The organism is Cryobacterium sp. HLT2-28 (assembly GCF_004402495.1).
GTDB lineage: Bacteria > Actinomycetota > Actinomycetes > Actinomycetales > Microbacteriaceae > Cryobacterium > Cryobacterium mannosilyticum.
In genome coordinates this window covers 89,074-113,851 of record NZ_SOFH01000008.1, presented here as the reverse complement: position 1 = coordinate 113,851, position 24,778 = coordinate 89,074, and the positions used below count along the sequence as shown (strand labels likewise).

At 68.3% G+C, this 24,778-nt stretch carries 26 protein-coding genes; 14 read left to right on the top strand and 12 right to left on the bottom strand.

The annotated features are described in order from the left end of the window. Position 1: 1 nt before the first annotated feature. Positions 2–955 carry a PAC2 family protein gene (locus tag E3O48_RS03600; protein ID WP_241982382.1) on the bottom strand — a complete coding sequence of 318 codons (954 nt, stop codon included), beginning with the start codon at positions 953–955 and terminating at the stop codon, positions 2–4. Positions 956–1,037: 82 nt separating this feature from the next. Between E3O48_RS03600 and E3O48_RS03595 the strand changes: the two genes are divergently transcribed. The 10 genes from E3O48_RS03595 to lnt all read left to right on the top strand — a co-directional run bounded on the left by E3O48_RS03595 (position 1,038) and on the right by lnt (position 11,325). Then, positions 1,038–1,787, top strand: coding sequence for an HAD family phosphatase (locus E3O48_RS03595; protein WP_255453697.1), 750 nt, complete (start codon positions 1,038–1,040; stop codon positions 1,785–1,787). After that, a complete protein-coding gene (locus E3O48_RS03590) occupies positions 1,784–2,785 on the top strand; it encodes a tRNA (adenine-N1)-methyltransferase (RefSeq protein WP_134537340.1) in 1,002 nt (333 codons plus the stop codon). The genes E3O48_RS03595 and E3O48_RS03590 overlap by 4 nt, the downstream gene beginning before the upstream one ends. A gap of 101 nt (positions 2,786–2,886) precedes the next feature. Further along, on the top strand, positions 2,887–3,852 hold the full coding sequence (locus tag E3O48_RS03585; protein WP_134506487.1) for an FKBP-type peptidyl-prolyl cis-trans isomerase: 966 nt from the start codon (positions 2,887–2,889) through the stop codon (positions 3,850–3,852). Between the two features lie 37 nt (positions 3,853–3,889). Beyond that, positions 3,890–4,942, top strand: a complete 1,053-nt coding sequence (locus tag E3O48_RS03580) for a YafY family protein (RefSeq protein ID WP_241974464.1) — start codon at positions 3,890–3,892, stop codon at positions 4,940–4,942. Next, positions 4,939–5,934 carry a YafY family protein gene (locus tag E3O48_RS03575; protein WP_241982381.1) on the top strand — a complete coding sequence of 332 codons (996 nt, stop codon included), beginning with the start codon at positions 4,939–4,941 and terminating at the stop codon, positions 5,932–5,934. Before E3O48_RS03580 ends, E3O48_RS03575 begins: the two co-directional genes overlap by 4 nt. Before the next feature lie 3 nt (positions 5,935–5,937). Further along, positions 5,938–6,282, top strand: a complete 345-nt coding sequence (locus E3O48_RS03570; protein WP_134506485.1) for a hypothetical protein — start codon at positions 5,938–5,940, stop codon at positions 6,280–6,282. Then, positions 6,275–6,499, top strand: coding sequence for a Sec-independent protein translocase subunit TatA (gene tatA, locus E3O48_RS03565; RefSeq protein ID WP_134506483.1), 225 nt, complete (start codon positions 6,275–6,277; stop codon positions 6,497–6,499). The genes E3O48_RS03570 and tatA overlap by 8 nt, the downstream gene beginning before the upstream one ends. Before the next feature lie 47 nt (positions 6,500–6,546). Then, complete coding sequence (gene tatC, locus E3O48_RS03560) at positions 6,547–7,299, top strand: twin-arginine translocase subunit TatC (RefSeq protein ID WP_134506899.1); 753 nt, start codon at positions 6,547–6,549, stop codon at positions 7,297–7,299. 9 nt (positions 7,300–7,308) lie between these two features. After that, positions 7,309–9,753 (top strand): RNA helicase, encoded by a 2,445-nt coding sequence (locus tag E3O48_RS03555; protein ID WP_134537339.1) that lies wholly within the window; start codon positions 7,309–7,311, stop codon positions 9,751–9,753. A gap of 9 nt (positions 9,754–9,762) precedes the next feature. Beyond that, a complete protein-coding gene (lnt, locus tag E3O48_RS03550; protein WP_241982380.1) occupies positions 9,763–11,325 on the top strand; it encodes an apolipoprotein N-acyltransferase in 1,563 nt (520 codons plus the stop codon). On the opposite strand, the gene E3O48_RS03545 is transcribed toward lnt, so the two are convergent. The 4 genes from E3O48_RS03545 to E3O48_RS03530 form a co-directional block, all read right to left on the bottom strand. Next, on the bottom strand, positions 11,322–11,687 hold the full coding sequence (locus E3O48_RS03545) for an RNA polymerase-binding protein RbpA (protein ID WP_134524827.1): 366 nt from the start codon (positions 11,685–11,687) through the stop codon (positions 11,322–11,324). The genes lnt and E3O48_RS03545 overlap by 4 nt on opposite strands. A gap of 90 nt (positions 11,688–11,777) precedes the next feature. After that, positions 11,778–12,542, bottom strand: coding sequence for a glycerophosphodiester phosphodiesterase family protein (locus E3O48_RS03540; protein WP_134537338.1), 765 nt, complete (start codon positions 12,540–12,542; stop codon positions 11,778–11,780). Between the two features lie 9 nt (positions 12,543–12,551). Next, the gene (locus E3O48_RS03535) at positions 12,552–13,526 is read right to left on the bottom strand and encodes an SPFH domain-containing protein (protein WP_134537337.1); all 975 of its coding nucleotides are present in this window, start codon (positions 13,524–13,526) and stop codon (positions 12,552–12,554) included. Continuing rightward, the gene (locus E3O48_RS03530; protein ID WP_134506895.1) at positions 13,523–13,993 is read right to left on the bottom strand and encodes an NfeD family protein; all 471 of its coding nucleotides are present in this window, start codon (positions 13,991–13,993) and stop codon (positions 13,523–13,525) included. The genes E3O48_RS03535 and E3O48_RS03530 overlap by 4 nt, the downstream gene beginning before the upstream one ends. Before the next feature lie 117 nt (positions 13,994–14,110). Between E3O48_RS03530 and E3O48_RS03525 the strand changes: the two genes are divergently transcribed. Next, positions 14,111–14,875: an SDR family oxidoreductase gene (locus tag E3O48_RS03525; RefSeq protein ID WP_134537336.1), complete on the top strand. Its 765-nt coding sequence runs from the start codon at positions 14,111–14,113 to the stop codon at positions 14,873–14,875. Positions 14,876–14,886: 11 nt separating this feature from the next. Next, positions 14,887–16,947: a S9 family peptidase gene (locus tag E3O48_RS03520; RefSeq protein ID WP_134537335.1), complete on the top strand. Its 2,061-nt coding sequence runs from the start codon at positions 14,887–14,889 to the stop codon at positions 16,945–16,947. On the opposite strand, the gene E3O48_RS03515 is transcribed toward E3O48_RS03520, so the two are convergent. The 7 genes from E3O48_RS03515 to dhaK all read right to left on the bottom strand — a co-directional run bounded on the left by E3O48_RS03515 (position 16,919) and on the right by dhaK (position 22,186). Continuing rightward, entirely contained in the window at positions 16,919–17,500 is a 582-nt protein-coding gene (locus tag E3O48_RS03515) for an HdeD family acid-resistance protein (RefSeq protein ID WP_166788604.1), read from the bottom strand. The two genes, E3O48_RS03520 and E3O48_RS03515, sit on opposite strands and share 29 nt — an antisense overlap. Before the next feature lie 275 nt (positions 17,501–17,775). Beyond that, on the bottom strand, positions 17,776–18,462 hold the full coding sequence (locus tag E3O48_RS03510; protein WP_370249047.1) for an SRPBCC domain-containing protein: 687 nt from the start codon (positions 18,460–18,462) through the stop codon (positions 17,776–17,778). A gap of 2 nt (positions 18,463–18,464) precedes the next feature. After that, complete coding sequence (locus E3O48_RS03505) at positions 18,465–19,157, bottom strand: helix-turn-helix domain-containing protein (protein WP_134537333.1); 693 nt, start codon at positions 19,155–19,157, stop codon at positions 18,465–18,467. 313 nt (positions 19,158–19,470) lie between these two features. Continuing rightward, positions 19,471–19,782 (bottom strand): hypothetical protein, encoded by a 312-nt coding sequence (locus E3O48_RS03500; protein ID WP_134506465.1) that lies wholly within the window; start codon positions 19,780–19,782, stop codon positions 19,471–19,473. A gap of 60 nt (positions 19,783–19,842) precedes the next feature. Further along, complete coding sequence (gene dhaM, locus E3O48_RS03495) at positions 19,843–20,532, bottom strand: dihydroxyacetone kinase phosphoryl donor subunit DhaM (RefSeq protein ID WP_241982379.1); 690 nt, start codon at positions 20,530–20,532, stop codon at positions 19,843–19,845. 2 nt (positions 20,533–20,534) lie between these two features. After that, positions 20,535–21,173 carry a dihydroxyacetone kinase subunit DhaL gene (gene dhaL, locus E3O48_RS03490; protein WP_134506463.1) on the bottom strand — a complete coding sequence of 213 codons (639 nt, stop codon included), beginning with the start codon at positions 21,171–21,173 and terminating at the stop codon, positions 20,535–20,537. Between the two features lie 11 nt (positions 21,174–21,184). After that, positions 21,185–22,186: a dihydroxyacetone kinase subunit DhaK gene (gene dhaK, locus E3O48_RS03485; protein WP_134506461.1), complete on the bottom strand. Its 1,002-nt coding sequence runs from the start codon at positions 22,184–22,186 to the stop codon at positions 21,185–21,187. 225 nt (positions 22,187–22,411) lie between these two features. Here dhaK and E3O48_RS03480 point away from each other — a divergent pair, with 225 nt between their 5' ends. Then, the gene (locus E3O48_RS03480; RefSeq protein WP_134506459.1) at positions 22,412–23,176 is read left to right on the top strand and encodes an MIP/aquaporin family protein; all 765 of its coding nucleotides are present in this window, start codon (positions 22,412–22,414) and stop codon (positions 23,174–23,176) included. A gap of 84 nt (positions 23,177–23,260) precedes the next feature. Next, a complete protein-coding gene (glpK, locus tag E3O48_RS03475) occupies positions 23,261–24,775 on the top strand; it encodes a glycerol kinase GlpK (RefSeq protein ID WP_134537332.1) in 1,515 nt (504 codons plus the stop codon). Positions 24,776–24,778: the final 3 nt, after the last annotated feature.

Sequence of the window (24,778 nt, the reverse complement as noted above, 5' to 3'; positions counted from 1 at the left end):
CTCAGGGCTGGCGGGGTCCCTCGGGGCCCGGCCGTCCGTCGGCTCGACCATCCGCGCGGCCGTCCCGTCCGTCGCCGCGTTTGCGGAGGTACTTCTCGAACTCCTGGGCGATCGCCTCGCCGCTGGCCTCCGGGGAATCGACGGTGTCCCTGGCCTGCTCCAGCTGGGCGATGTACGCCGCCATCTCCTCGTCCTCGCCCGCGAGCACATCGATCCCGCTCTGCCACTCCGCGGCCTCGTTGACGAGGTCACCCCGCGGGATGACCACATCGATGATCTCCTCGAGCTTGTCGATCAGGGCCAGTATGGCCTTGGGCGACGGCGCATTGTGCACGTAGTGCGGCACGGATGCCCAGATCGACAGGGTGGGGATGCCCAACGCCTCGGCGGCGATCGCGAGCACACTGAGGATGCCGACCGGGCCCTCGTAGGAGCTGCGTTCGATCTGCAGCTCGGCCCGAACCTGCGGGTTGTCACTGGACACGAAGATCGAGATCGGCCGGGTGTGCGGCACGTCCGCGAGCATCGCGCCGAGGAACACGATCCCGCCCACGTCCGCGGCCAGGGCCGCGTCCAGGATCTCCGACGCGAAGCTCTTCCAACTGCGCGAGGGCTCCGTGCCGAGGAGCAGGTAGATGTTCCCGGCGTTCGTGCCGCTCACCCGCAACTGGGCATCGACGGCCAGCGGTACGGCTGACTCACCGGGGCTGGTCGGCCCGTACATGATCGCGCTCGGCCACTCGAGCACCCGGATGCCGTCCTCGCCGGTGGAGATGGTCGGACGGTTGAACTGGTAGTCGAAGTAGGTCTCGGGGTCGATCTCCGCGAGGGGGGACACGTCGAGCAGGCCCTTCAGGGTGCCCACCGCGCCGGTGGCGGCCTCGCCCGCGTCGTTCCAGCCCTCGAACGCCACCACTAGGAGTCGTTCGCTGAGGAATCCGTTGGAGTCTGTCACTGCCTGAAACCTCGATCCCGGGGGCGCGCCACCCGGCGCACCATCAGTCAAGGATAGGCCGTGCCCTCTACACTTGGACTCCGTGCACCCGATCCGACCCGAATCCCTCCTGCCTGCGGCCGTGCTCTGGGACATGGACGGGACGATCGTCGACTCGGAGCCGTACTGGATGCGCGCCGAGACCGAACTCGTCGAATCCTTCGGCAGCGTCTGGACGCACAGCGACGGCATGCTGCTCGTAGGCTCCGGCCTGTGGGGGTCCGCTTCGATCCTGCAGGGCCGCGGGGTCGACCTGGACGCCGACGCGATCGTCAACTGGCTCACCGACCGGGTCCAGGAACTCCTGCGCGACTTCGGCCCGCCGTGGCGCCCGGGAGCCCTGCCTCTGCTCACCGAACTCAAGAGCGCCGGCGTGCCGATGGCGCTCGTCACCATGTCCACCGAACGGATGGCCCGCCAGGTCGCCGACCTGGTCGGGTTCGCCGCCTTCGACACGATCGTCGCGGGCGACATGGTCACCAACAGCAAGCCGCACCCTGAGGCCTATCTCTCCGCGGCCGGGCACCTGGGCGTCGACCCGGTCCGGTGCATCGCCGTCGAGGACTCCCTGCCGGGGATCGCCGCGGCCGTCGCCTCCGGCGCGGTCGTCATCGGAGTGCCCCACCTGATCCCCCTCCCGGAAAGCGCCCACTACGATCTGTGGCCGTCCCTTTCCGGGCGGTCCCTGGCGGGCTTCACCGCCGTGTTCGGCGAGCGGCGCGGCCGCCCCGGACGCACACCGATTCAGCCCGATTCCGAATCGGCCGACAATGAGGACGTAAGCAACGCATGAGCGACAACCAGGTCATCCAGAACAGCGGACCGTTCAGGATCGGCGACCGGGTGCAGCTGACCGGCCCCAAGAACAAGCTGAACACGATCACGCTCGAACCGGGCAAGGTCTTCCACACCCATCGGGGCATCCTCGCCCACGATGACATCATCGGGCTTCCGGACGGGTCAGTCGTCACCAACAACGTCGGTGTCGAACATCTCGCCCTGCGCCCGCTCCTGATCGATTTCGTCATGTCCATGCCCCGCGGTGCCGCCATCATCTATCCGAAGGACGCGGCACAGATCCTCGCGCAGGCCGACATCTTCCCGGGCGCCACCGTCGTCGAAGCGGGCGTCGGTTCCGGCGCGCTCTCGATCTGGCTGCTCCGGGCGATCGGCCCAGCCGGCCGGCTCGCCTCCTTTGAACGCCGCGCGGAATTCGCCGATGTGGCCAGGGACAACGTGGCCACGTTCCTCGGCGCCGACCCGGAGAATTGGTCGATCACGCTCGGCGACCTGGCCGACACACTGCCGGAGACGATGCCAGACCAGAGCGTCGACCGGGTCGTGCTCGACATGCTCGCCCCGTGGGAGTGCCTCGAGGTCGTGTCCGCCGCCCTCAAGCCCGGCGGAGTGCTGCTCTGCTACGTGGCCACGGTGACCCAGCTCTCGCGGGTGGCGGAAGCCATCCGTGCGACCGGCCAGTACACGAACCCCGACTCGCACGAGACCATGGTGCGCGGCTGGCATGTCGAGGGGCTCGCCGTGCGTCCCGACCACCGGATGATCGGCCACACCGGTTTCCTGATCACCGCCAGGCGGCTCGCGCCCGACACCATCCTTCCCGAGCTCAAACGCCGCCCGTCGAAGACGGACTTCTCCGACGCCGACGTGGAAGCCTGGACGCCCGGCGCTCTCGGCGAACGCAACATCAGCCCCAAGGTGATGCGCAAGAGGGTGCGGATCGCTGAGACCGGGGCGGCCCTCTCCAAGGCGCGCAACCTGGCCGGCGACTAACTGTAAGTCCGGCCGGCCCGACGCCGGTTAGGATTGGCTCCGGCCTCGATTCGCCGCCCAATTCCCCGCACCATTTGGACTTCCCCGAGAAATGAGAACCCGTGCGTAGAGCTCCTGCACTCGTCGCAACCGCAGCGCTGCTGATGACCGTCCTCAGCGGTTGCAGCGCCGGAGCCTCCGCCGGGTCCTGCCAGTCTCCGGTCACGGACGGCGCCGCCGCCAGGCTGGTCACAGTCACCGGCAAGGCCGGCAGCGCCCCCACGGTCGACTTCCCGACACCGCTGAAGACGAAGACGACCCAGCGCAGCGAGATCCTCCCCGGCACCGAAGCCGGCCTCGTCCCCGGACAGCAGGTCAAGATCGAACTGTCCGTCTACAACGGCACCTCGGGCAAGGTCATCACCGAGAGTAAGTACGACGCCTCCAGCGCCACCACCTTCGTGCTCAACGACAAGACGATCAAGGGCCTCGCCGAGGGCCTCCAGTGCGCGCAGGTCGGTTCACGGGTCGCCGTGGTCGTCTCGCCCGACGACGCATTCGGACCCCAGGGCGGCAACGCGCAGATCGGCGTCGGCAAAGACGACAGCCTGGTCTTCGTCATCGACGTGGTCAAGTCCTACCTGCCGCGGGCGAACGGCACGGACCAGCCCGTCGCGAACGGCCTGCCCGGGGTAGTGCTCGCTGCGGACGGCACGCCAGGCATCACCATCCCCTCCGGCGCCGCGCCGAAGAAACAGCAGATCGGCGTGCTCAAGAAGGGCTCCGGCCCGAAGGTGGCCGAGGGCGACACGGTGACCCTGCACTACACGGGCGTGCTCTGGTCCGAGAAGACCGTGTTCGACTCCAGTTGGGCCAAGGGCGGACCGGTGCAGTTCATCGCCGCGGACGGGTCCAAAACCCAGGGCGGCATCATCCCCGGGTTCGCGAAGGCCCTCATCGGCCAGACCGTCGGCTCGCAGGTCGTCACGGTGATCCCTCCGGATCAGGGCTACGGCGACACCGCCCAGGCCTCGATCCCGGCCGGCTCGACGCTCGTCTTCGTCGCCGACATCCTCGGGATCGGCTAGGCGGGAGGCGCAGGCGGCGGTTCGCTAGACTCGCACCGTGTCCACCATCCCCGACAAGCCCAGCCGCGTTTCGGTCGAAGAACGCCTGTTCAGCCTCGTTCTGGCGCTCATCGCCACCGAGATCGGTCTGACCAAGGCGGAGATCCTCTCCACCGTTCAGGGCTACCGGCAGCGCTATGCCGTCGGTGGGGACAACGCCAGCCTTGAACGGCAGTTCGAGCGAGACAAGGACGACATCCGGGAACTGGGAATCCCGCTGGAAACGGTGGAGCCGCCCGACGACCCGGGCAGCAACCACCACCTGCGCTACCGGATTCCCAAGGGCCTGTACGAGCTGCCCGCCGACGTGAGCTTCTCCGCTGACGAACTCATGCTGCTGAAGCTTGCCGCCACGGTCTGGCGGGAGGGTTCGCTGTCCGGGGAATCACGCCGGGCACTGACCAAACTCAACTCGCTCGGCATCGATTCGACGGACCCGGTGCTCGGCTACTCGCCGACGCTGCGCGTGCGGGACGCGTCCTTCGAACCGCTGAGCAAGGCGATGGACCGTGGGCAGATCGTCGCATTCCAATATCTGAAACCGGGGGAGGGCCTGCCACGCCGCCGCCGGGTTGCCCCGCAGGCTGTCGTGCTCCACGAGGGACGCTGGCACCTGTTCGGCACGGACGAGGATGCCCAGGCCACCCGCACGTTCCTCCTCTCCCGAATCGTCGGCCCGGTGGTGACCGTGCCGGGGGCGACGTTCGTGCCCGGCGGCGCAGGCAAAGGCCAGGAGGCCCTGGCCGAACTCGACGCCCTCTGGAGGGCGAACCTGGCCGAGATCACGGTCGAGCCGGGCAGCGATGCGGCGGTGCGGCTCTCCAAACGCCAGGCCGTCGAGCCGGGCCGAGACCCAGGCGAATCGACCGTGGCACTCCATTACACCGACCTCGACATCCTGGCCGATGAGCTCGCAGGCTACGGCCCTGAGGTGCTCGTTCGCTCCCCGTCCGCGCTCCGGACCGCAGTCCTGGCCCGGCTGATCCGGGTGAGGGACGCGCATGCCGATGCGTTCCTGGAATCCGATGCCGAGAAGGAAGGCACCGAGTGAACGCCGGACCTGCCCTTGGGGCCTCAGACAAGCTGACCTTCCTCCTGTCGCTTGTGCCGTACCTGATGGATCACGAGAGCGTCAGTGTGAGCACGGTCGCCGCACACTTCGGGGTGTCCCCGGAGCGCGTACGAGACGCGGTGAACCTGATCGCGATGTCGGGCATCCCCGGGGAGACTCGGCAGTACCTGCACGGCGACCTGTTCGACATCCACTGGGATGAATTCGAGACCAACGACAACATCGTGCTCACCCACCTGGTGGCGATCGACGACTCACCCCGCTTCTCCGCCCGAGAGGCCGCAGCGCTGATCGCCGGCCTGCAGTACCTGTCGTCGCTGCCCGAGAACGCGGACGTCGAGGCCATCGCCTCGCTGATGGCCAAGCTCACGCGCAGCGCCTCGGCGACTCCCAGCCAGGTGGTGGTGTCCAGCACCGAACCCGGAGAAGCGATCGCACTGATCAAGGCGGCAGTGGCGCGCGGGGTGCAGATCGAATTCGACTACCTGAGTTCCCGGGGCGGTCACGAGGCGCGGCACGTCGATCCGATGCGGATCGAGTCCGTCGACCGGGACTGGTATCTGCGCGGCTGGTGTCATCTGCGCGGCGCCATGCGCACCTTCCGGCTCGACCGGATGAGCGGCCTCCGGGTCACGGATGTCCCCGCCGGCTCGGGGTCCGCCGGTTCCCTTCCCGACACCCTGTTCCAGGGTTCGGACTCCGACCTCGAGGTCGTCGTGGAGCTGCCGGCCGCCGCGGTGCCGCTCCTCGCCGACTACGCGCCGCAGAGCGCCGGCCCCGACGCGGCGGACGGACTCGTGCGGCAGAGCATCCGGGTGGCCCACTTCCACGGGCTGAAGAGAATCGTCGCCGGACTGTCCGGCCTGGTCACCGTCATCGGACCACCCGAAGCGCGGGCACTCACCCGGGACTGGGCCGCTGCGGGCGCGGCGCGCTACGACGAAGCCGTCCCCGGCGACAGGGAGGGATAGCCGATGGCCTGGTGGAGCTGGGTCCTGCTCTGGACCGGCCTGGTCCTGGTCCTGCTCGGGATGCTGGCCTGGTTCGGCCAGGTGCTCTTCCGAAAGGCCGTGCGCACGATGGAGGCGCTCGAAGCCCTCGCCGAGCAGGTCGCGGGACTCGAGCTCGCCCCGGAGGCCCCGCCGCGGCCGCGGTTCCGGCCCGCCGTGTTCGAGGAGACGGCCGACGTTCTCCTCGCCGTCGAACTGGGGCGCGCCGAGCGCCGGCACCGCCGCCAGCTCCGTCGGGATCGCTTGGTTGCCCGAGGTAAACTGTTGCAGCACGCCCCTTCCAACCAGAGGACGGACTCCCATGCTTAACAACCTGACCGGATGGCATTTCCTGATCATCCTCGTCATTGTTCTCCTGCTCTTCGGCGCGCCCAAGCTTCCGGCTCTCGCACGCAGCCTCGGCCAGTCGATGAAGATCTTCAAGAGTGAGATCAAGAGCGACAAGCCGGACGACGAGACCACCGGAACGACGGGCACCGACTCCTCGAAGGCCGCCGGCCCCGCCGACCCAAGCTCGAAGTCATAACCCACGTGCCAGGGCGCACTCCTCGGCGCGAGGCCGCCGACGGGAAGATGTCGCTCGGGCAGCACCTGCTCGAGCTGCGGAAGCGTCTCTTCCTTGCGGCGGCCGGCATCCTGGTCGGCGCCATCGTCGGGTGGTTCCTGTCCGACTTCGTCTGGGATGCCCTGCGCGAACCGATCTACACGATCGCCACCGCCCAGAAGCGCAGCGCCCAGCTCAACTACCCCGACATCACCTCCGCCTTCGACCTCAAGCTGAAGATCTCCTTCTATGTCGGCCTGGTCGTCTCAAGCCCGATGTGGCTCTACCAGGTCTTCGCCTTCCTCGTGCCCGGGCTCACCCGCACCGAGAAACGGTACACCTTCGGCTTCTTCTTCACCGCCGTCCCCCTGTTCCTCGCCGGCTGCGCCGCCGGTTTCTACGTGCTTCCGCACGTGGTCGAGCTGATGACGAGCTTCGCGCCGGCCCAGGACGCCGCCCTGGTCACCGCGCAGAGCTACTTTGATTTCGTGTTGAAACTCGTCGTCGCGATCGGGGTGGCGTTCGTGCTGCCCGTGTTCATCGTGCTGCTCAACTTCGCCGGCGTCATCAGCGCCCAGTCGATCATCAAGTCCTGGCGGGTGGCCATCCTCGTGATCATCCTGTTCACCGCCATCGCGACCCCGGCCGCAGACGTGGTGTCGATGTTCCTCCTGGCCATCCCGATGGTGGTGCTCTACTTCGCCGCCTACGGTGTCGCCTTCCTGCATGACCGGCGCGCCGCCCGGCGCAACCGTGCCTTCGAACAGGAGCTGGCGCTTTAGGCGCATCCGATGACCTCACTGCAGTCGCCGGCCGAACGCTACTCGGCCTCCAGAACCCGCGCCAAGGCTCCGAAACTCGAATCCTTCCGGGCCGGCCTCCGTTTCGAACTGGATGCCTTCCAGCTGGCCGCCTGCGCCTCGCTCGAGGCCGGCAACAGCGTGCTGGTCGCGGCCCCGACCGGCGCGGGCAAGACCCTGATCGCGGAGTTCGCGATCTACCTGGCCATGCAGGGGACCTCCCAGAAGGTCTTCTACACGGCTCCGATGAAGGCACTGAGCAACCAGAAGTTCCAGGAACTGGTCGCCGAATACGGCGCTGACCAAGTCGGGCTGCTGACCGGGGACACCAACGTGAACCCCCAGGCCCGCGTCGTGGTGATGACCACCGAAGTGCTGCGCAACATGCTCTACGCCGACTCCGACCTGCTCACGAACCTGGCCTTCGTCGTGATGGACGAGGTGCACTACCTCGCCGACAGGTTCCGCGGGGCCGTCTGGGAGGAAGTCATCATCCACCTCCCGCAGAACGTGCGGATGGTCTCCCTGAGCGCAACGGTCTCCAACGCCGAGGAATTCGGCGACTGGCTCCAGGCCGTGCGCGGAGAGACCGACGTGATCGTCTCCGAGGAACGGCCGGTGCCCCTCGAGCAGCACGTCCTCGTCAAGAGCAAGATGCTCGACCTGTTCGACTCCACCGGCCCGGCCGGAACCCATCAGGTGAACCCCGAGCTGGTGCGGCAGGCGCAGGCCGGTGGCCGCGGGGTGGCCGTCCGGTCAGGCGGCGGCCGGCGGGGGAGTGACCGCGACCGGAATCCCCGGCAGTCCTCCTTCGATGCCGGACGCATGGATCGCTCCGAGATCGTGCGGCTGCTCGAGGGCAAACACCTCCTGCCGGCGATCTTCTTCATCTTCAGCCGGGTCGGTTGCGACCAGGCCGTGCGCCAGGTGCTGCGGGCCGGGGTGAGGCTCACGGATGCCCGGGAGCGCGAAGAGATCCGTCAGATCGTCGACGAGCGCTGCCGCACCCTGCTCGACGAGGACCTCGGCGTGCTCGGCTACTTCGAGTGGCTCGACGGCCTCGAACGCGGCGTCGCCGCGCACCACGCGGGGATGCTGCCGGCCTTCAAGGAGGTCGTCGAGGAGCTCTTCCAGAAGAAGCTCGTCAAGGCCGTCTTCGCCACCGAGACCCTGGCCCTCGGCATCAACATGCCCGCCCGCACCGTGGTCCTCGACAAGCTCGAGAAGTTCAACGGCGAGGCCCGAGTGCCGATCACTCCGGGGGAGTACACCCAGCTGACCGGCCGCGCCGGCCGGCGCGGCATCGACGTGGAGGGCCACTCTGTCATCCAGTGGGCCCCGGGCCTGGACCCGCAGGCGGTCGCCTCGCTGGCGTCGCGGCGCACCTACCCGCTCAACTCCAGCTTCAAGCCCACCTACAACATGGCCGTCAACCTGATCGACCAATTCGGGCGGGAGCGCACCCGGGACGTGCTCGAGTCATCCTTCGCCCAGTTCCAGGCCGACCGGGCCGTCGTCGACATGGCCCGCAAGGTGCGCCAGCAGGAGGAATCCCTGGCCGGCTTCGCCGGGTCGATGGTGTGCCACCTGGGCGACTTCACCGAGTACTCCGCCATCCGACGCAAACTCACCGATGTGGAGCGGGAGAGCGTGACCGGCGAGACCGGTGCCAGGGCCGCCCGGGAGCGGCGCCAGCGTGAACTGACCAGCCTGCGCAAGCGCATGCGCGCGCACCCCTGCCACAGCTGCCCCGACCGGGAGCAGCACGCGAGGTGGGCGCAACGCTGGTGGAAGCTGAAGCGGGAGACGGATGCGCTCACCCAGCAGATCACGACCCGCACCGGCGCCGTCGCGCGGGTGTTCGACCGCGTCACCGACGTTCTCCTCGGCTACGGCTACCTGCTGGAGGACGCGGACGGCGCCGTCACACTCAGCGAGAGCGGACTGATCCTCCGGCGAATCTACGCGGACCGGGACCTGCTCGTTGCTGAGTCGCTGCGCCGCGGCCTGTGGAACGACCTGGACCCGGCCGGCCTGGCCGCCATGGCGTGCGCGCTGGTCTTCGAGCCGCGCCGGGACGAGGGGATGATCGACGAACGCTACCTGCCGAAGGGAGCGTTCCGGCCGGCCCTCGACCAGACCGAGGAGCTGTGGAGCCGTCTCGACGACCTCGAGCGGGACAACAAGCTCCCCGGCAGCAATCCGCTGGCGGTCGGCCTCAGCCTGGCCATGTGGAAATGGGCGCGTGCCGGTTCCCTCGTCGACGTCCTGGACGAGGCGGAGATGGCCGCCGGGGACTTCGTGCGCTGGACCAAGCAGACCATCGACCTGCTCGACCAGCTGTCGGTGGTGGCCGACGGGCCGGTCGGGCGCACCGCCCGGCAGGCCATGGACGCGATCCGCCGCGGCATCGTGGCCTATTCGTCCGTCGCTTAGGCTGTTGGGGTGAATCACGGGACCGCGCGGCGGCAACTGCCGCTGCAAGCGGCCATCATGCTCGCCGCCGCGACCGGGGGCATCCTCGACGCGGGATTCCCCGACCGGTCCTGGTGGGTCCTCGCGCCGCTCGGGGTGGCCCTGATGATGGTGGCCCTGCTCGGGCGCGGGCCGTGGGCCGGGCTGCTGATCGGCATGGTCGCGGGGTTGTCCTTCTGGCTGATCCATATCAGCTGGCTGACCCTGTACCTGGGGCCGGTGCCTTGGCTGGCCCTCGCCGGTCTCGAATCCATTTTCTTCGGTATCGGCCTCGCGCTGATCGGCGTCGTCCTCAACGTGGGCCCCCGGGTGTGGCCGACCGTCGCGGGGCGCCTCGGAGTCGTCCCGGTCGTCGTCGCCGGCCTGTGGACCGCTCGCGAGGCGATTTCGGCCGTCTGGCCCTACGGCGGCTTCGCCTGGGGACGGGTAGCCATCTCCCAGTCGGAGAGCCCGTTCAACGGCCTCGTGGCCTGGGTCGGCATGTCGGGGCTGACCTTCCTCATCGTGTGGCTGAGCACCCTGGCCGTTCAACTGGTGCGGGAGGTGCAGGTCGGCGCGCTCGCCCGGTGGAGCATCGCCGTGGCATCCGTCGCCCTGTTGCTCGTGGTGCCGGCGTGGCCGACCGTTCCGTCGGGAACGGCCAGGATCGCCGCCGTCCAGGGAGCGTCGGATGCGGGTCTGTTCGCCCAGTACTCGCCCGGCCAGATCCTCGCCGACCACACCTCGGCGACGCTTCCCCTGATCGGCCAGAAGGTCGACTTCGTCGTCTGGCCGGAGAATGCGAGCGACATCGATCCGACCCGCTCCGCCGACGCGGCGAAGGTGCTGGACTACCTGGGCACCGCCATGAGCGCACCCATCGTCGCGGGCACGATCACCCAGCGTGACGGGAAGTTCTACAACAGTTCCCTGCTCTGGAAGGCCGGAGAAGGTGCCGTCGACATCTACGACAAGGTGCACCCGGTGCCGTTCGCCGAGTACATGCCCGATCGCGCGTTCTGGCGTCCGTTCGCGCCCGAGTTGATCGACCTCATCTCCCGGGACTATGCGATCGGGACCCAGGGGAATGTCTTCGACATCGACGGCATCAGGGCGGGGATAGCCATCTGCTTCGACATCGCAGACGACCAGCTGGTCCAGGAGATGATCTCGGGGAAGGCGCAGGTCATCCTCGCCCAGACGAACAACGCCGACTTCGGGTACACCGATGAGAGTGTGCAGCAACTCGCCATCGCCCGGCTCCGCGCGATCGAGGCGGGCCGCACCGTGGTCAACATCTCCACCGTCGGAACCAGCGCGATCATCACCCCGGATGGCGAGACCCTTGACCGGCTGCCGACCTGGGCGCCGGGTGCCATGGTCGAGACCGTGCCGCTCAGCGACACCGTCACACCGGCGATGTCCGGCGGCCGGGAACTCGAGTGGTTCGTCTCCGGGCTCGGACTGGCCGGCTGTGCCCTATGCCTGCTTAACGCACTGCGCACCCGGCGTCGAAGCCGGGTGCGCAGTGATGGAAAGGCTGGAAGGGGCTAAGCGCCGATCTTCTGCTGGCCCCTCCGGGCGCGCAGGAAGGTCAGGCGTTCTTCCAGAAGTTCTTCGAGCTCGGCGCGGGTGCGCCGTTCGAGGAGCATGTCCCAATGCGTGCGCGGGACCTTTTCGTCGGAGTGGTCCACGATCACCGGCTTGGAGTCAACCAGCCGGGTGGCGGTCTGTGAGCAGAAGCGGCACTCCCACTCGTCGGGGGCCTCAGCCTCCGCCGAGAAGATCATCACCGTCTCCCGCGCGCACGTTGCACACAGGTACGTGTGACTGACTCGTGGTGAAAAGGTTACGCCCTCTTCGCTTTGAAGGCTTTGTGCGCCCAACCTCATGCCACGCAAACTGCGATCCGCCATTGTGTGGTCTCCTCTCGCGATGCAACTCTTAGTTCTAAACCATCAAGCTGGACGTTATCTTTCCGTTACGTCGATTCTCGGTGGTAACTCTCAGCTTCGGTCGGCGATCACGCCCACCGCGAGGTCGCTCCGGTCGGTGATCAGGCCGTCGACGCCGGCATCGAGGAGCCGGCGCATCGCCGCCGGTTCATTGACCGTCCACACGTGCACCTCGACGCCGAGGGCGTGCATCGCCCGGAGGAAACGCGGGGTCAGGATCCGCAAGGACCTGACCGTTTCCGGGACCTGCATGGCGGACAGGCCGAGCACCGCGCGCCGCACCTGGCCGCCGAGCCCGAGCTCGGCGGCCACGAACGCCCGGCCGACGAGCAAGGAGGACGCCGAGGTGGCGACCCCGGGAAGGGAACGGACAGTGCGTGCCCGGCGGTCCTCGGAGAAGGAGGTGATCAGCACCCGGTCCGTGGCGTTCGCCGCCAGGACGGCGGCCACCGCCGCCTCGACCGCGGCATCCGATTTCACGTCGAGGTTGAAGCGGGCGTCCGGGAACGCGTCCAGTGCCTCGGCGAGGGATGCGAATGGCTGCCCCCAGCCCAGGTTGATCCGTCGGAGTTCGGCCATCCTGAGCCGGCTCACCCGAATCCGCGCTCCCGGCACGGCGAAATCCGCATCGTGGCTGAGCACCGCAACGCCGTCGTCGCTGGCGCGGACATCCGTTTCGAGATGGGTGGCGCCGGCGAGGAGGGCATGGCGGAAGGCCAGGAGGGTGTTCTCGGGGGCGTTCAGGGACAGCCCCCGATGGGCGAACACGCGGGGCACGGAACCGTCCAGGAACCAGGATGCCCTGCCCCCAGGCATGGTGCCTGCCTAAGCGAGCGGTGCGGCGGGGGACGCCGGGCCCTGCGCCTCGGCCGCGCCGTCCGCACCGGCGTGAGAGCCGGGCACGGGCGACTGCCCGAACGCGCGACCGACGCCCTTCATCGCCTCGGTGAGTTCGCTGGGCACGATCCAGAGCTTGTTCGCGCTTCCCTCGGCCAGTTTGGGCAGGGTCAGCAGGTACTGGTAGGCCAGCAGCTTCGGGTCGGGGTCGCCGTCGTGGATCGCCTTGAACACGGTCGTGATGGCTTCGGCCTCACCCTGCGCGCGCAGGACGGCCGCCTTCGCGTCACCCTCCGCGGAGAGGATGGCGGCCTGGCGCGCGCCTTCCGCGGTCAGGATCGCGGACTGCTTGGTTCCCTCGGCGGTCAGGATGAGGGCTCGGCGGTCACGCTCGGCTCTCATCTGCTTCTCCATCGAGTCCTGGATGGAGTGGGGCGGATCAATCGCCTTCAATTCCACCCGCCCGACCCGGATTCCCCATTTGCCGGTGGCCTCGTCGAGCACGATGCGCAGTTGCCCATTGATGTTGTCGCGGCTGGTCAGGGCTTCTTCGAGGTTCAGTCCTCCGACCACGTTACGCAGGGTGGTCGTGGTGAGCTGCTCGACCGCTCCGAGATAGTTGGCGATCTCATAGGTGGCCGCCCGGGCATCCGTCACCTGGAAGTAGACGACGGTGTCGATGGAGACGACGAGGTTGTCCTCCGTGATCACCGGCTGCGGCGGGAACGACACGACCTGCTCACGCATGTCGATCAGCGGCCGCAGCCGGTCGACGAACGGGATGAGGATGTTCAGGCCCGGCATCAGCGTCTTGTGGTAGCGGCCGAGACGCTCCACGACGCCGGCGCTGGCTTGCGGGATGATGCGGATCGACTTCGCGAGGGTGACGATGACGAACAGGACGAGAGCCGCAACTGCGACGAAGACAATCACCTGCACGATGATCTGGCCGGGATCGGTCATGGAACGTTCCTTTCCGCCGGGATGACCACTGCGGTCGCCCCGTCGATTGCTGTGACGAGTACTCGTTCGCCGGGTTCGACGACGCGATCCGTGCCGGGGGACAGGCGTGCCGTCCAGGTCTCGCCGTTGGCGAGACGAACCTGGCCGCCGGTGGCCCCGATGGAGCTGACCACCCGGCCGTCGATGCCGAGCAGCGCGTCCACGTTCGTCTTGGCGGGGTCGCCGCCGCGCTTGAGAAGCCGAAGCAGGGGCGGGCGGATGCCGAGCAGGAGGGTGATCGTCAGCACGGCAGCGATCACGAGCTGCAACCACCATGGCGCGCCGAGCAGGCCGGAGACGAGTGCGCCCAGGCTGCCGGCCGCCATCATCAGGAAGGTGAGGTCGAGCGTCACCATCTCGATGGTGACGAAGAGCAGGACGAGCACGAGCCAGACGATCCACGCGAATTCCGCTGCGAACGCATCCATGGCGTCCCCTCCCATTTCTGTTCCCTCCTAACGAAACTAGCAGGTGCGTCGGACAGGGGAGCGGAGGCTTCTTGGTAAGGTCGTCTGCCAGACCAATTCGTTATCTGAGGAGTTCGCGTGACCAATCCACTTGCAGCAGGATCACTTGACGGCAAGCGTGTGCTCGTCACCGGATCGTCTCGAGGGGTCGGTGCGGCCACCATCGGTTACTTCGCCGGGGCAGGCGCAAACGTCGCCATCAACTTCCGCAACAAAGAGGCCCGTGCGATCAAGGTCGCCGACGCCATCCGCGCCCAGGGCGGCACAGCCATCACCATCGGCGCCGACCTCACCGTCGCCGATGCCGTCACGAAGATGTTCGACACCATCCGCCGCGAATTCGGGGGTCTCGACATCCTCGTCATGAATGCCTCCGGCGGCATGGAAAGCGGGATGGCCGACGACTACGCGATGAAGCTCAACCGGGATGCCCAGCTCAACCTGCTGGCGACCGCCCGGCCCCTGCTCGCCGAGGGCGCCCGCGTCGTGTTCGTCACCAGCCACCAGGCGCATTTCTTCGGCACCGCGGAGACCATGCCGGAGTATGTGCCGGTCGCACGCAGCAAGCGCGCGGGGGAGGACGCCCTCCGCGCCCTGATTCCCGAACTCGACAAGGCCGGGCTCGGCTTCGTCGTCGTCTCCGGCGACATCATCGAAGGCACTGTGACCGCCACACTGCTGGAACGCGCCAGCCCGGGAACCATGAACGCCCGGAAGGACGCGGCAGGGCGTCTGTACAACGTGGAGGAGTTCGCCGCCGAGGTTGCCCTCGCCGCAGTGGAGCCCATCCCGGCAGACAACACGCGCTATGTTGGCGACACGACCGATCTGGTCGCCGACTAGAAAGCACAGGGATGAAGGCTTCCGACCTTCCGCTCCTCAAATCGGTGTCCGACCCGACCATCCACCCGGAGGGTGGCCGGGCGGTCGTGTCCGTCATCCGGCCGGAGTTCTCCGCCGATGACTACGTCGGGCAGTTGTGGACCGTTTCCCTGCAAGGGAAGCCCCAGCCGCGTCTCCTGACCCGTGGCCACCGGGATTCCGCTCCCCGGTTCTCGCCGGACGGTCGGCTGCTGGCCTTCCTGCGCAGCGGCCCGGGCGCTCCGGCCCAGCTGCACGTGGTGGCCGCAACGGGTGGTGAGCCGGTGCAGGCCACCGCCGAGGTCCTGGGCGTCACCGACTTCCGCTGGCGGCCGGGCTCGGCAGCCCTGGCGTATATCGCCCGTGTGCCGGAGCCCGGCCGGCTGGGCACCGTCCCGGGTCTAGCCGCCGAGGCCGAACCGCCGAGGATCATCACGACGTTGCACTACCGGGCCAACGCGATCGGGTACACGACCGACCGACGCGCCCACGTCTTCCTGGTGCCCGCGCCCGATCCCGGCGCGGACCCGGTCCCCGGGGCCGTCCCGGCCACCCCTGAATCCGCCGAGGATGCCCCGACCCTGGCTGCGCCGGGCGGCCCCGCCCTGCCGCCCGGCGCAGTCGCACCGCGGCGGCTCACCACGGGGGACTTCGACCACGCGGGCATCGCTTTCTCACCGGACGGTACGGCGCTGCTCACGATTTCTGCCCGGCACCCCGGCCGGGACGAAGACCTCCGTTCGGAACTGCTGGTGATCACGCTCGACCCGGTCGGCGCTGGGCCAGAGCCACCGGCTCGGACGATGCTGTCGTGGGCCGCGAACCTGAGCATCGCCCAGGTCGACTGGGCCCCGGACGGGTCCGTCGTGTTCCTGGCCCAGGCCGTCGGCGTCGACGGCCGCGACTTCGTCGCCCGCAGCGGCTCGCTCTACCGGGTTGATCCCGGACGGGGTGAGCCGGTGCGGCTGACCGACCCCGACGAGTACGATCTCGACACCGGTACGGCACTCAGCCTGACCCAGGACGGCGCCGTCCTGGCCGTCAACCGCACCCGCGGCCGGGTCCAGCTGGTGCGCACCACCCTCGACGGCGCGACGGCGACGCTGACCGGGAACGACGTCGTCGTCACCGGCCACGACGCCCGGGCGGGCCGCATCGTCGCGACCTACCAGGACGCCCTGACCGAGGGCGACCTCGCGCTCGTGGAACCGGTCCGCGCCCGACGGCTGACCGACTTCTCGGCAGCCCTCCGGGAGACCGTGCTGGCGAGTCCGCGGGAGCTCACCGTCCCCGCCGCGGACGGCTACCCGGTGCACGGCTGGCTGACCACCCCGCCCGGTCCGGGGCCGCACCCCGTCGTGCTCATCATCCACGGCGGGCCTTTCGCGCAGGTGACCGTCGCGGTATCCGACGAGACCCAGGTCCTCGTCGACGCGGGCTATGCCGTCCTGGCCTGCAACCCACGCGGTTCGGCCGGTTACGGCCAGACGCACGGCCGGGTGATCCGGCGGCGTCTGGGCACCGTCGACCGCTCAGACGTCCTCGACTTCCTGGCCGGCGCCCTGGCCGACGCACCGAATCTTGATGCCGGGCGGCTGGGCCTGATGGGCGGTTCCTACGGCGGCTTCCTCGCCGCGTGGCTGACCGCACACGACCAGAGGTTCACGGCGGCGATCGTTGAGCGTGCCTTCCTCGATCCCGAGACGTTCCTGGGCACATCCGATGTCGGTGATTTCTTCGTCGAGGAGTACCTCGGACCCTCCCAGGCACTCCGGAACGCCCAGAGCCCGCAGGAACTGGTCGACCGGGTGTCCACGCCCACCCTGCTGATTCACTCCGAACAGGACCTGCGGTGCCCGCTATCCCAGGCGGAACGTTACTATTTCGCCCTGAAACGCGGGGGAGTGGCGGCTGAGCTGGCCATCTTCCCCGGCGAGGACCATGAACTCAGCCGTGGCGGCACTCCCCGGCATCGACTGCAGCGGCTGGAACTCATCCTCGACTGGTGGGACCGGTACCTTCCGGTCAGGCCCGCGCCCCACGCCCGAACGTGAAGCCCATCACGACCTGGCTGACGCCGGAGATCACCAGGAAGACACCACCCACGAGCACGAGCACCGCCAGCGAGTCGATCGGTGAGAGAAGGATCGAGATCCCGGCGACGACGCTGATGGCCCCGAACAGCGTGCCGAACCATTTGCTGGCGTCCGGGGCGGTCTCCACCAGCGCGGCCACACCCTCGACCAGCCAGGAGATGCCGATCACCATTCCGAGCACGGCGAGGGAGTTCAGGGGATTCCTGATCGCGATGATCCCGGCGACCAGCAGCAGCACGCCGAGCAGGATGTTGAGTACCCGGATGCCGCCGGTGGCGCCGGTCATGAACACGCCGCGGGCCACCCGGGCGACGCCCCCGAACAGGAAGTAGAGGCCGAAAAGGCCGGCGACGATCGCCAATGTCGCGGCCGGCCAGACGAGGACGATGATCCCCAGCGCGACGGCGACGAGTCCGGCCAGGCCCATCGCCACCCTCACACTGATAAGCTCACTTTTGCTCAAATTCCTGGGATCGATCGTCAGGTCGAATGTCGCGATGCCGTTGGACATGACTTTCCTCGCAATCGGGTCGGTGTGGTGCGAACGTGCGAGCAGCCGGGCACGCTCGTACCGGATCGTCGGCATGCCGGTTCACAGAGGCAATCGCCGCTGCTGCAGCACACGGTAGCCGGACCGGAGAACAGCGTCCAGACCCCGTTCGACCCCTCTCGGTAGATGACCGATAATGCACATTATGTCAACTAGTAAGTCATCTATTGCAGGAATTGCAGAATAGGACTCCCCTAGTACTTGTCCGGCGGAGCGCCAGCCGAGGGCGCGACGGGTCAGTCGAAGATCCGGTCCAGCCAGTCCTGCCAGGACGTCTGCAGCGCCGTCGGGTCGGCGGCGCCGAAATGGTGCACGGTGACGCCGACCGGCGCCCCGAACGCGTTGCGTCCGAAGAACCGGTAGAGCGCATCACCCGTACGAATACCGACGAAGTTGTCGTTCCAGAAGTCGACCACCGCCGTATCCGAGGCGATCCCCGGCAGTGCCGCCGGCACGCTGTCCCCGGCCGCGGCACCGGCGACGAGCCCGAGGGCGGCCTTCACTTGGTCGAAGGCGCCGGGAGCGGCGGATGCGGCCGGCCCGTCCACCGACGCGAAGACGACCGGCCGCCCGGCGAAGTGCTCGAGGTACTCGGCCAGGGTGTGCAGGTAGAAGGCGGTGTGCGCGCTGGCGCCGTCGTACTGAGTGTCCCAGTCCTCCGTGAAAACCCCGCTGTGCACCCAGCGCAGGAACGAGCGACCCTCCGGGCGAAGCTCGATGACCTGTTCGAGCTGGTTGAACCAGCCGTCCGCGCCCTCCATCCGGTTGACGTAGTGCGTCGGGCGTTCGGACACGATGTCCTCCCCGGGCATCCCGTCGGTGGGAAAGAGCCACGCCGCGGTCTCCGTCGTCACCGCGTCCCAGACCTGCTCCGGGGTTCCCGGGAACTCCCCCTCGCAGACGATTTCGAATTCCTTGCTCATGGTCAGTGCTCCTCCTGGGTCGTGGCTGCCACCGGGCGGACGCCCGGATGGGTACTGGTCGAGGGCGCGTCGGCGCCCGGCGTGTCCAGCCCGGCGATGTGCCGGGCCGTTCCGTCGGCGGTGATCCGCGGGTGCAGGGCGAGCACGAGCCGGTAGGCGCGCCCATTGGGCGCCGCGGGCGTGTCGTAGCGCTCGACGAGGTCGGCGACGCTCCGGCCGAGTTCCGCCGCGAAGGCGGCCCGATCCTGCGCCGTGGCGAAGCGGAGCTCGCTGTCGAGAGTGAACGTGGGCAATGGCTGGCGGGCGTGGCCGGACCGGACGATCAGGGTGCCGACGTCCTGCACCAGGCGAGCGGCCACCGCCAGCATCCATCGGGCCGAGAAGTGGTCCACTCCCCTGCCAGGGTCGGGGGCGACTCCCCCGAGTGCGCTCGGCAAGATCACGAAGCTCGCGGCGGTCGCCTGCATGATCCGCTCGGTCATGTTGCCCTTGCGTCGTTCCTCGACGAGCTCGACGAGGCCGTGTCGCTCGAGTTCGCGCAGGTGGTAATTGATTTTCTGGCGCGGAAGCCCGATTCGTGCCGCGAGCGTCGTGGCGGAACCCGGCTCCCCCAGTGCCGCGAGGATCCGGCTCCGGATCGGGTCGAGGGACGCTTCGGCCGCGCCGGCTCCGTCGATCACCGCGATATCCAACATGACCGCAGCCTGCCACCGACAATATTATTTGTCAAGAGAACCTGCGGGCCGCGGTCACCCGGCGAAGAGTGCGTGACCGCTCCCCCATCGTCGCGCAGGGCGCTCCGGATGGCCACCCAGACGGCAATGCGCGGGTGAGAAGGGCAGCATCAACCGGTTGCCCGAACCGCACGAATCATCAGGCCGACCTTCATCTCAGCGGAAGAAGTGGCACGGCGAGCCGACGCTCGCGAGCCGACCACATGGACTGTTCGAAAGTGCCGATCCCCCCACTATTCGACAATCTCACGAGCGCCACTCGCGCCGCCCGTCCTCACTGCGTCTGCGGCCGGTCGGGGCGACGGCGGGTCACCATCCCGAATTCATTGACCGGCTCGAACGCGTCCCGGTCCCACGCTCCTGGATGCGCGACGGGGCAGTTGAGGATGCTGTCATGGGCGGCATGGACGATTGTGTGTTCCCGCATGGCGTGCCCGCAGACCGGGCAGCTCGTGAGGGCCACCGCGTCGTCGGCATCGAAAGCGCCGGGCGGGGGCGGACTCGCGATCGGCCGCAGGGTGTGGTCGACCCAGTCGAAGAGATGGGCGGGCGGCGTGCGCCGCCGCGACGTGTTGTGCTGGACCATGGCGACAGCGTACGCCGGATTGGACAAGCCCGCGCTTGTCTGATAATGGCCGTGCTGGGACTACTCCTCGCCGAAACCGGACGCCAGCAGGTTCGCCAGCGCCTCAACGGCCTCCGCACCGTGGGCGTCTGCGGATGAGATCTCCGCCGTCTTCCCCTTGATCAGTCCGAGCGACATGATCGCCAGCAGGCTCGTGGCGTCCTTGCCGTTGACCGTGACCCGGGCATCGAACGTGCTCGCCAGTTTCACGAAGTCCGCGGCGGGCCTGGCGTGCAGGCCGTCCTTGTTGGTCAGGGTGACCGTGCGGGTCACCCTGGCGGGGCCGGCCGAGGTGTCGACGGGCGGCGATCCGGCGGATGCCGGGGCTGCCGACCGGGCGGCTCGCACCACATCGTCGAGGCTGTCCCCGACCTCCGCGGACACGGCCGCAGCCACTCCCCCCTCGACGATCGGCGCATCGACGATTCGAACGCGCGCCCGCAGGCCCTCGTCGAGGAAGTCGAGCGCGGTCTCGGCGGTGAGGATGGCCGAGCCGAGGTCGCAGAGCACCGCAACGCCTGCCCCGGCATCGGCCCGTTCGATCCCCGCGAGCACCAGCGTGAAACTGGTGCCGATCCCACCCTCGTCTGTGCCGCCGGCTGCGACGAGGACGGTGTGCGGGGCCATCTGGGCCGCCAGCTCGACGAGGCCCTCGGCGATCTTCACACTGTGGGACACGAAGACCACTCCCACCCGGGGCGCTTCTGCCACGCTCAGGCCTCCGCGGCGGTGTCGGCCGCGGCCCTCAACAGGAGGGCGGACGACTGGGCGCCGGGGTCGCGGTGCCCGATGGCCCGCTCGCCCAGGTAGCTCGCTCGACCCTTGCGGGCGACGAGCGGTTCGGTGGCCAGCGCTCCGGCCTCTGCGGCGTCCGCCGCTGCCCGCAGGATGGCCAGGTCGTCGGCCCCGGCGGCGTGGGCGGCACCGGCGGCATCGACCGCCGGTGTCCAGGCGTCCACCATCGTCTTGTCGCCGGATTCGGCCTTGCCGCGCAGCACGATGCCATCCCTGGCGGCCGTCAGGAGAGTCACGAGCGCGGCTCCGTCCAGGTCGGTCTCGTCGGCGATCGAGATCGCGGCCTTCAGGAACGCCGTGCCGTACAACGGCCCGGCCGCCCCGCCCACGGTCGAGATGAGCGTCGTGGCCACCATCTTGAGGACGTCACCCGGGCGGGCCTCGGCAGGAACAGCATCCAGTTTGGCCAGAACGGCCTGGAAACCCCGATCCATGTTCTCGCCATGGTCCCCATCGCCGATTTCGCGGTCCAGGTCGATCAACTCGATCCGGTGCTCGCTCATGACGCCCGCGCTGTTTCTGATCCAGGCCTTGGCCCAGGTGGCACCCAATTTCATCTGATCTCCCTCTACCGTCCCCACCGTAGCGCCGCGGTCTGCACCGGCGCATCCCACAGGGTGGTGAGTTCGTCGTCGAGTTTCAGGACGGTGATCGACATGCCTTGCATTTCGAGTGAGGTCGTGAAGTTCCCGACCAGGGTGCGCGTCACCTCGATGCCCCGCTCGGCGAGAACCTCGGCCGCCCGCCGGAACACGATGTACAGCTCGACCTGTGGCGTTCCACCCATGCCGTTGACGAGCAGCAGGACCTTGTCGCCGGCCACGAAGGGGATGTCGTCCAGGATCGGGCCGAGAAGGCGGTCGACGATGGCGTCGGCAGGTTCGAGCTTGATCCGCTCGCGTCCCGGCTCCCCGTGGATGCCGATGCCGATCTCGATCTCGTCCTCCGCCAGGGTGAAGCTCGGCTGCCCGGCGTGGGGCACGACGCAGGGGGTGAGGGCCACCCCCATCGAGCGCACCTGCCCGATGACCCGTTCTGCCACGAGTGCAACCGATTCGAGGTCGTCACCGCGGTCGGCAGCGGCACCGGCGATCTTCTCGACGAGCACGGTCCCGGCGACGCCCCGGCGACCGGCGGTGTAGAGCGAGTCCTTCACCGCGACGTCGTCGTTGACGAGCACGGAGCGCACCTCGACGCCGTCCGCGGCCGCGAGATCGGCGGCGGTCTCAAAATTGAGCACGTCACCGGTGTAGTTCTTCACGATGTGGAGCACGCCTGCTCCCCCGTCGACCGCCTTGGTCGCGGCAAGGATCGGGTCGGGAGTCGGCGAGGTGAACACCGGGCCGGGAACAGCAGCGTCCAGCATGCCCGGCCCGACGAATCCTCCGTGCATCGGCTCGTGGCCGCTGCCGCCGCCGCTGACGATCCCGACCTTCCCGGCGACCGGGGCGTCCTTGCGCACGATGAAGATGGGATCGGCGGAGACCCGAACGAGATCGGCGTGGGCGGCCCCGAACCCGGCGACGGCCTCATTGACGACATTCTTCGGATCATTGACGAGCTTTTTCATGACTCTTCCTTCGATCGAGTTGGCGAAACGACGCGGCATTCGGGTCGCGGCGTGTGTTTTGCAGGTTCGCCCCCAACTTACGCGCTGCCGCGGTCGCGGGTAAGGGGCAGATAATGGCACGGCCACCTGCCTATTCCACTCCCGAATCCACCGCGCTATGGTGTTGCCAACCGCTCACCGCGAGGGGATCGTCTGGTATCTCCAGCCTCACCAAGGAAGGTCACAGTGGACAATATTGGAGTCGTGTTTTTGTCGGAGGTCGTGGGCACAGCGATGCTCGTCCTCCTCGGTACCGGAGTCGTCGCCAACGTAGCCCTGGCCAAGAACAAGGGACTCGGCGGCGGCTTCCTCATGGTGACGATCGGCTGGGGTTTTGCCGTCTATGCGGGTGTCACCGTCGCCTACAACTCCGGCGCCCACCTGAACCCTGCCGTCACACTCGGCCTGGTGGCCTCCGGCGCGACCGAGTTCGGCTCGGGCGTCACCGTCAGCTTCCTCTCGGTGCTGGTCTACATCGCCGGCCAGATGCTGGGCGCGTTCCTCGGCGCCGTGGCCTGTTGGCTCGCCTACAAGCAGCACTTCGACCAGGAGCCCAACCCGGCCAACAAGCTGGGTGTGTTCTCGACGGGCCCGGCCATCCGTTCCTACGGCTGGAACCTCGTCACCGAGATCATCGGCACGTTCGTGCTGGTGTTCGTGGTGATCGCGTTCGGCGGCGGACGCCAGGGTGAGAGCGGCGGCCTCGCCGCCCTCGGCGCCCTGCCCGTCGCCATTCTCGTCATCGTCATCGGCACCTCGCTCGGTGGGCCGACGGGATATGCGATCAACCCGGCCCGTGACCTCGGACCCCGGATCGCTCATTTCCTGCTGCCGATCAAGGGCAAGGGCTCGTCGGACTGGGCCTACTCGTGGGTTCCGGTCGTCGGCCCGATCATCGGCGGGCTGCTCGCCGGCTGGGCGTCCTTCGCCCTCCTGCCGCTCCTCACCTAACTCACGGAACGGGCCGATTCAGTCTCTGGATCGGCCCCTCTTTTTGCGTCACCCATCAACGCGCCACACAATAAGGAGTTATCCATGGCTCAGTACGTAATCGCGATCGACCAGGGAACGACGAGTTCCCGCGCGATCATCTTCGACAAGGCGGGGTCGATCGTCTCGACCGGCCAGCTCGAGCACGCCCAGATCTTCCCCCAGGCCGGCTGGGTCGAGCACGACCCGATGGAGATCTGGAACAACACCCGTGAGGTCATCGGCCAGGCCCTGTCCAAGGCCAACCTGACCCGCCACGACATCGCCGCCGTAGGCATCACCAACCAGCGCGAGACCGCCGTGATCTGGGACCGCACCACCGGCCTGCCCGTCTACAACGCCATCGTCTGGCAGGACACCCGCACCCAGCCCATCGTCGACCGGCTCGCCGCCGACGGCGGCGTCGAACGGTTCAAGGCCAAGGTCGGCCTCCCGCTGGCGACCTACTTCTCCGGCACCAAGATCGTCTGGATCCTCGAGAACGTCGAGGGTGCCCGGGCCAAGGCCGACGCCGGCCAGCTGATGTTCGGAACGACCGACTCGTGGGTGCTCTGGAACCTGACCGGCGGGCTCGAGGGCGGCGTGCACGCCACCGACGTCACCAACGCCAGCCGCACCATGTTCATGGACCTGGAGACCCTTCAGTGGGACGACGACATCCTCGCCGCGTTCGACGTGCCCAAGTCGATGCTGCCCGAGATCCGCTCCTCCTCCGAGGTCTACGGCATCGTCAATGAGCACAGCCTGCTCCGGGAGGTGCCGATCGCGGGCATCCTCGGCGACCAGCAGGCCGCGACCTTCGGCCAGGCCGCGTTCGACCAGGGCGAGGCGAAGAACACCTACGGCACCGGTAACTTCCTCATCTTCAACACCGGCACCGAGATCGTCCACTCCAAGAACGGGCTGCTCACGACGCTGGGCTACAAGCTCGGCACCGACGCGCCCCACTACGCCTTGGAGGGGTCGATCGCAGTCACCGGCGCGCTCGTGCAGTGGCTGCGCGACAACCTCGGCATGATCAGCAGCTCCGAGGAGATCGAGACCCTGGCCAAGACCGTGGACGACAATGGCGGCGCCTACTTCGTGCCGGCGTTCTCCGGCCTGTTCGCCCCGTACTGGCGCTCGGATGCCCGCGGCGCCCTGGTCGGCCTGACCCGGTTCGTGAACAAGGGCCACATCGCCCGTGCCGCGCTCGAGGCGACGGCGTTCCAAACCCGGGAGGTGCTGGACGCGGTCAACGCGGACTCCGGGGTGCCGCTGACCGAGATCAAGGTGGACGGTGGCATGATCGCCAACAACACCCTGATGCAGTTCCAGGCCGACATCCTCGGGGTGCCGGTCGTGCGCCCCGTCGTCGCGGAGACCACCGCGCTCGGCGCGGCCTACGCGGCCGGCCTCGCGGTCGGCTTCTGGGGCAGCCTCGACGAGCTGCGCGCGAACTGGCAGGAAGACAGCCGGTGGACACCCCAGATGAGCGAGGAGGAAAAGAACCGGCAGCTGCGCAACTGGAAGAAGGCCGTCACCAAGACCTTCGGCTGGGTTGACGAGGACGTCGTCTAGCCC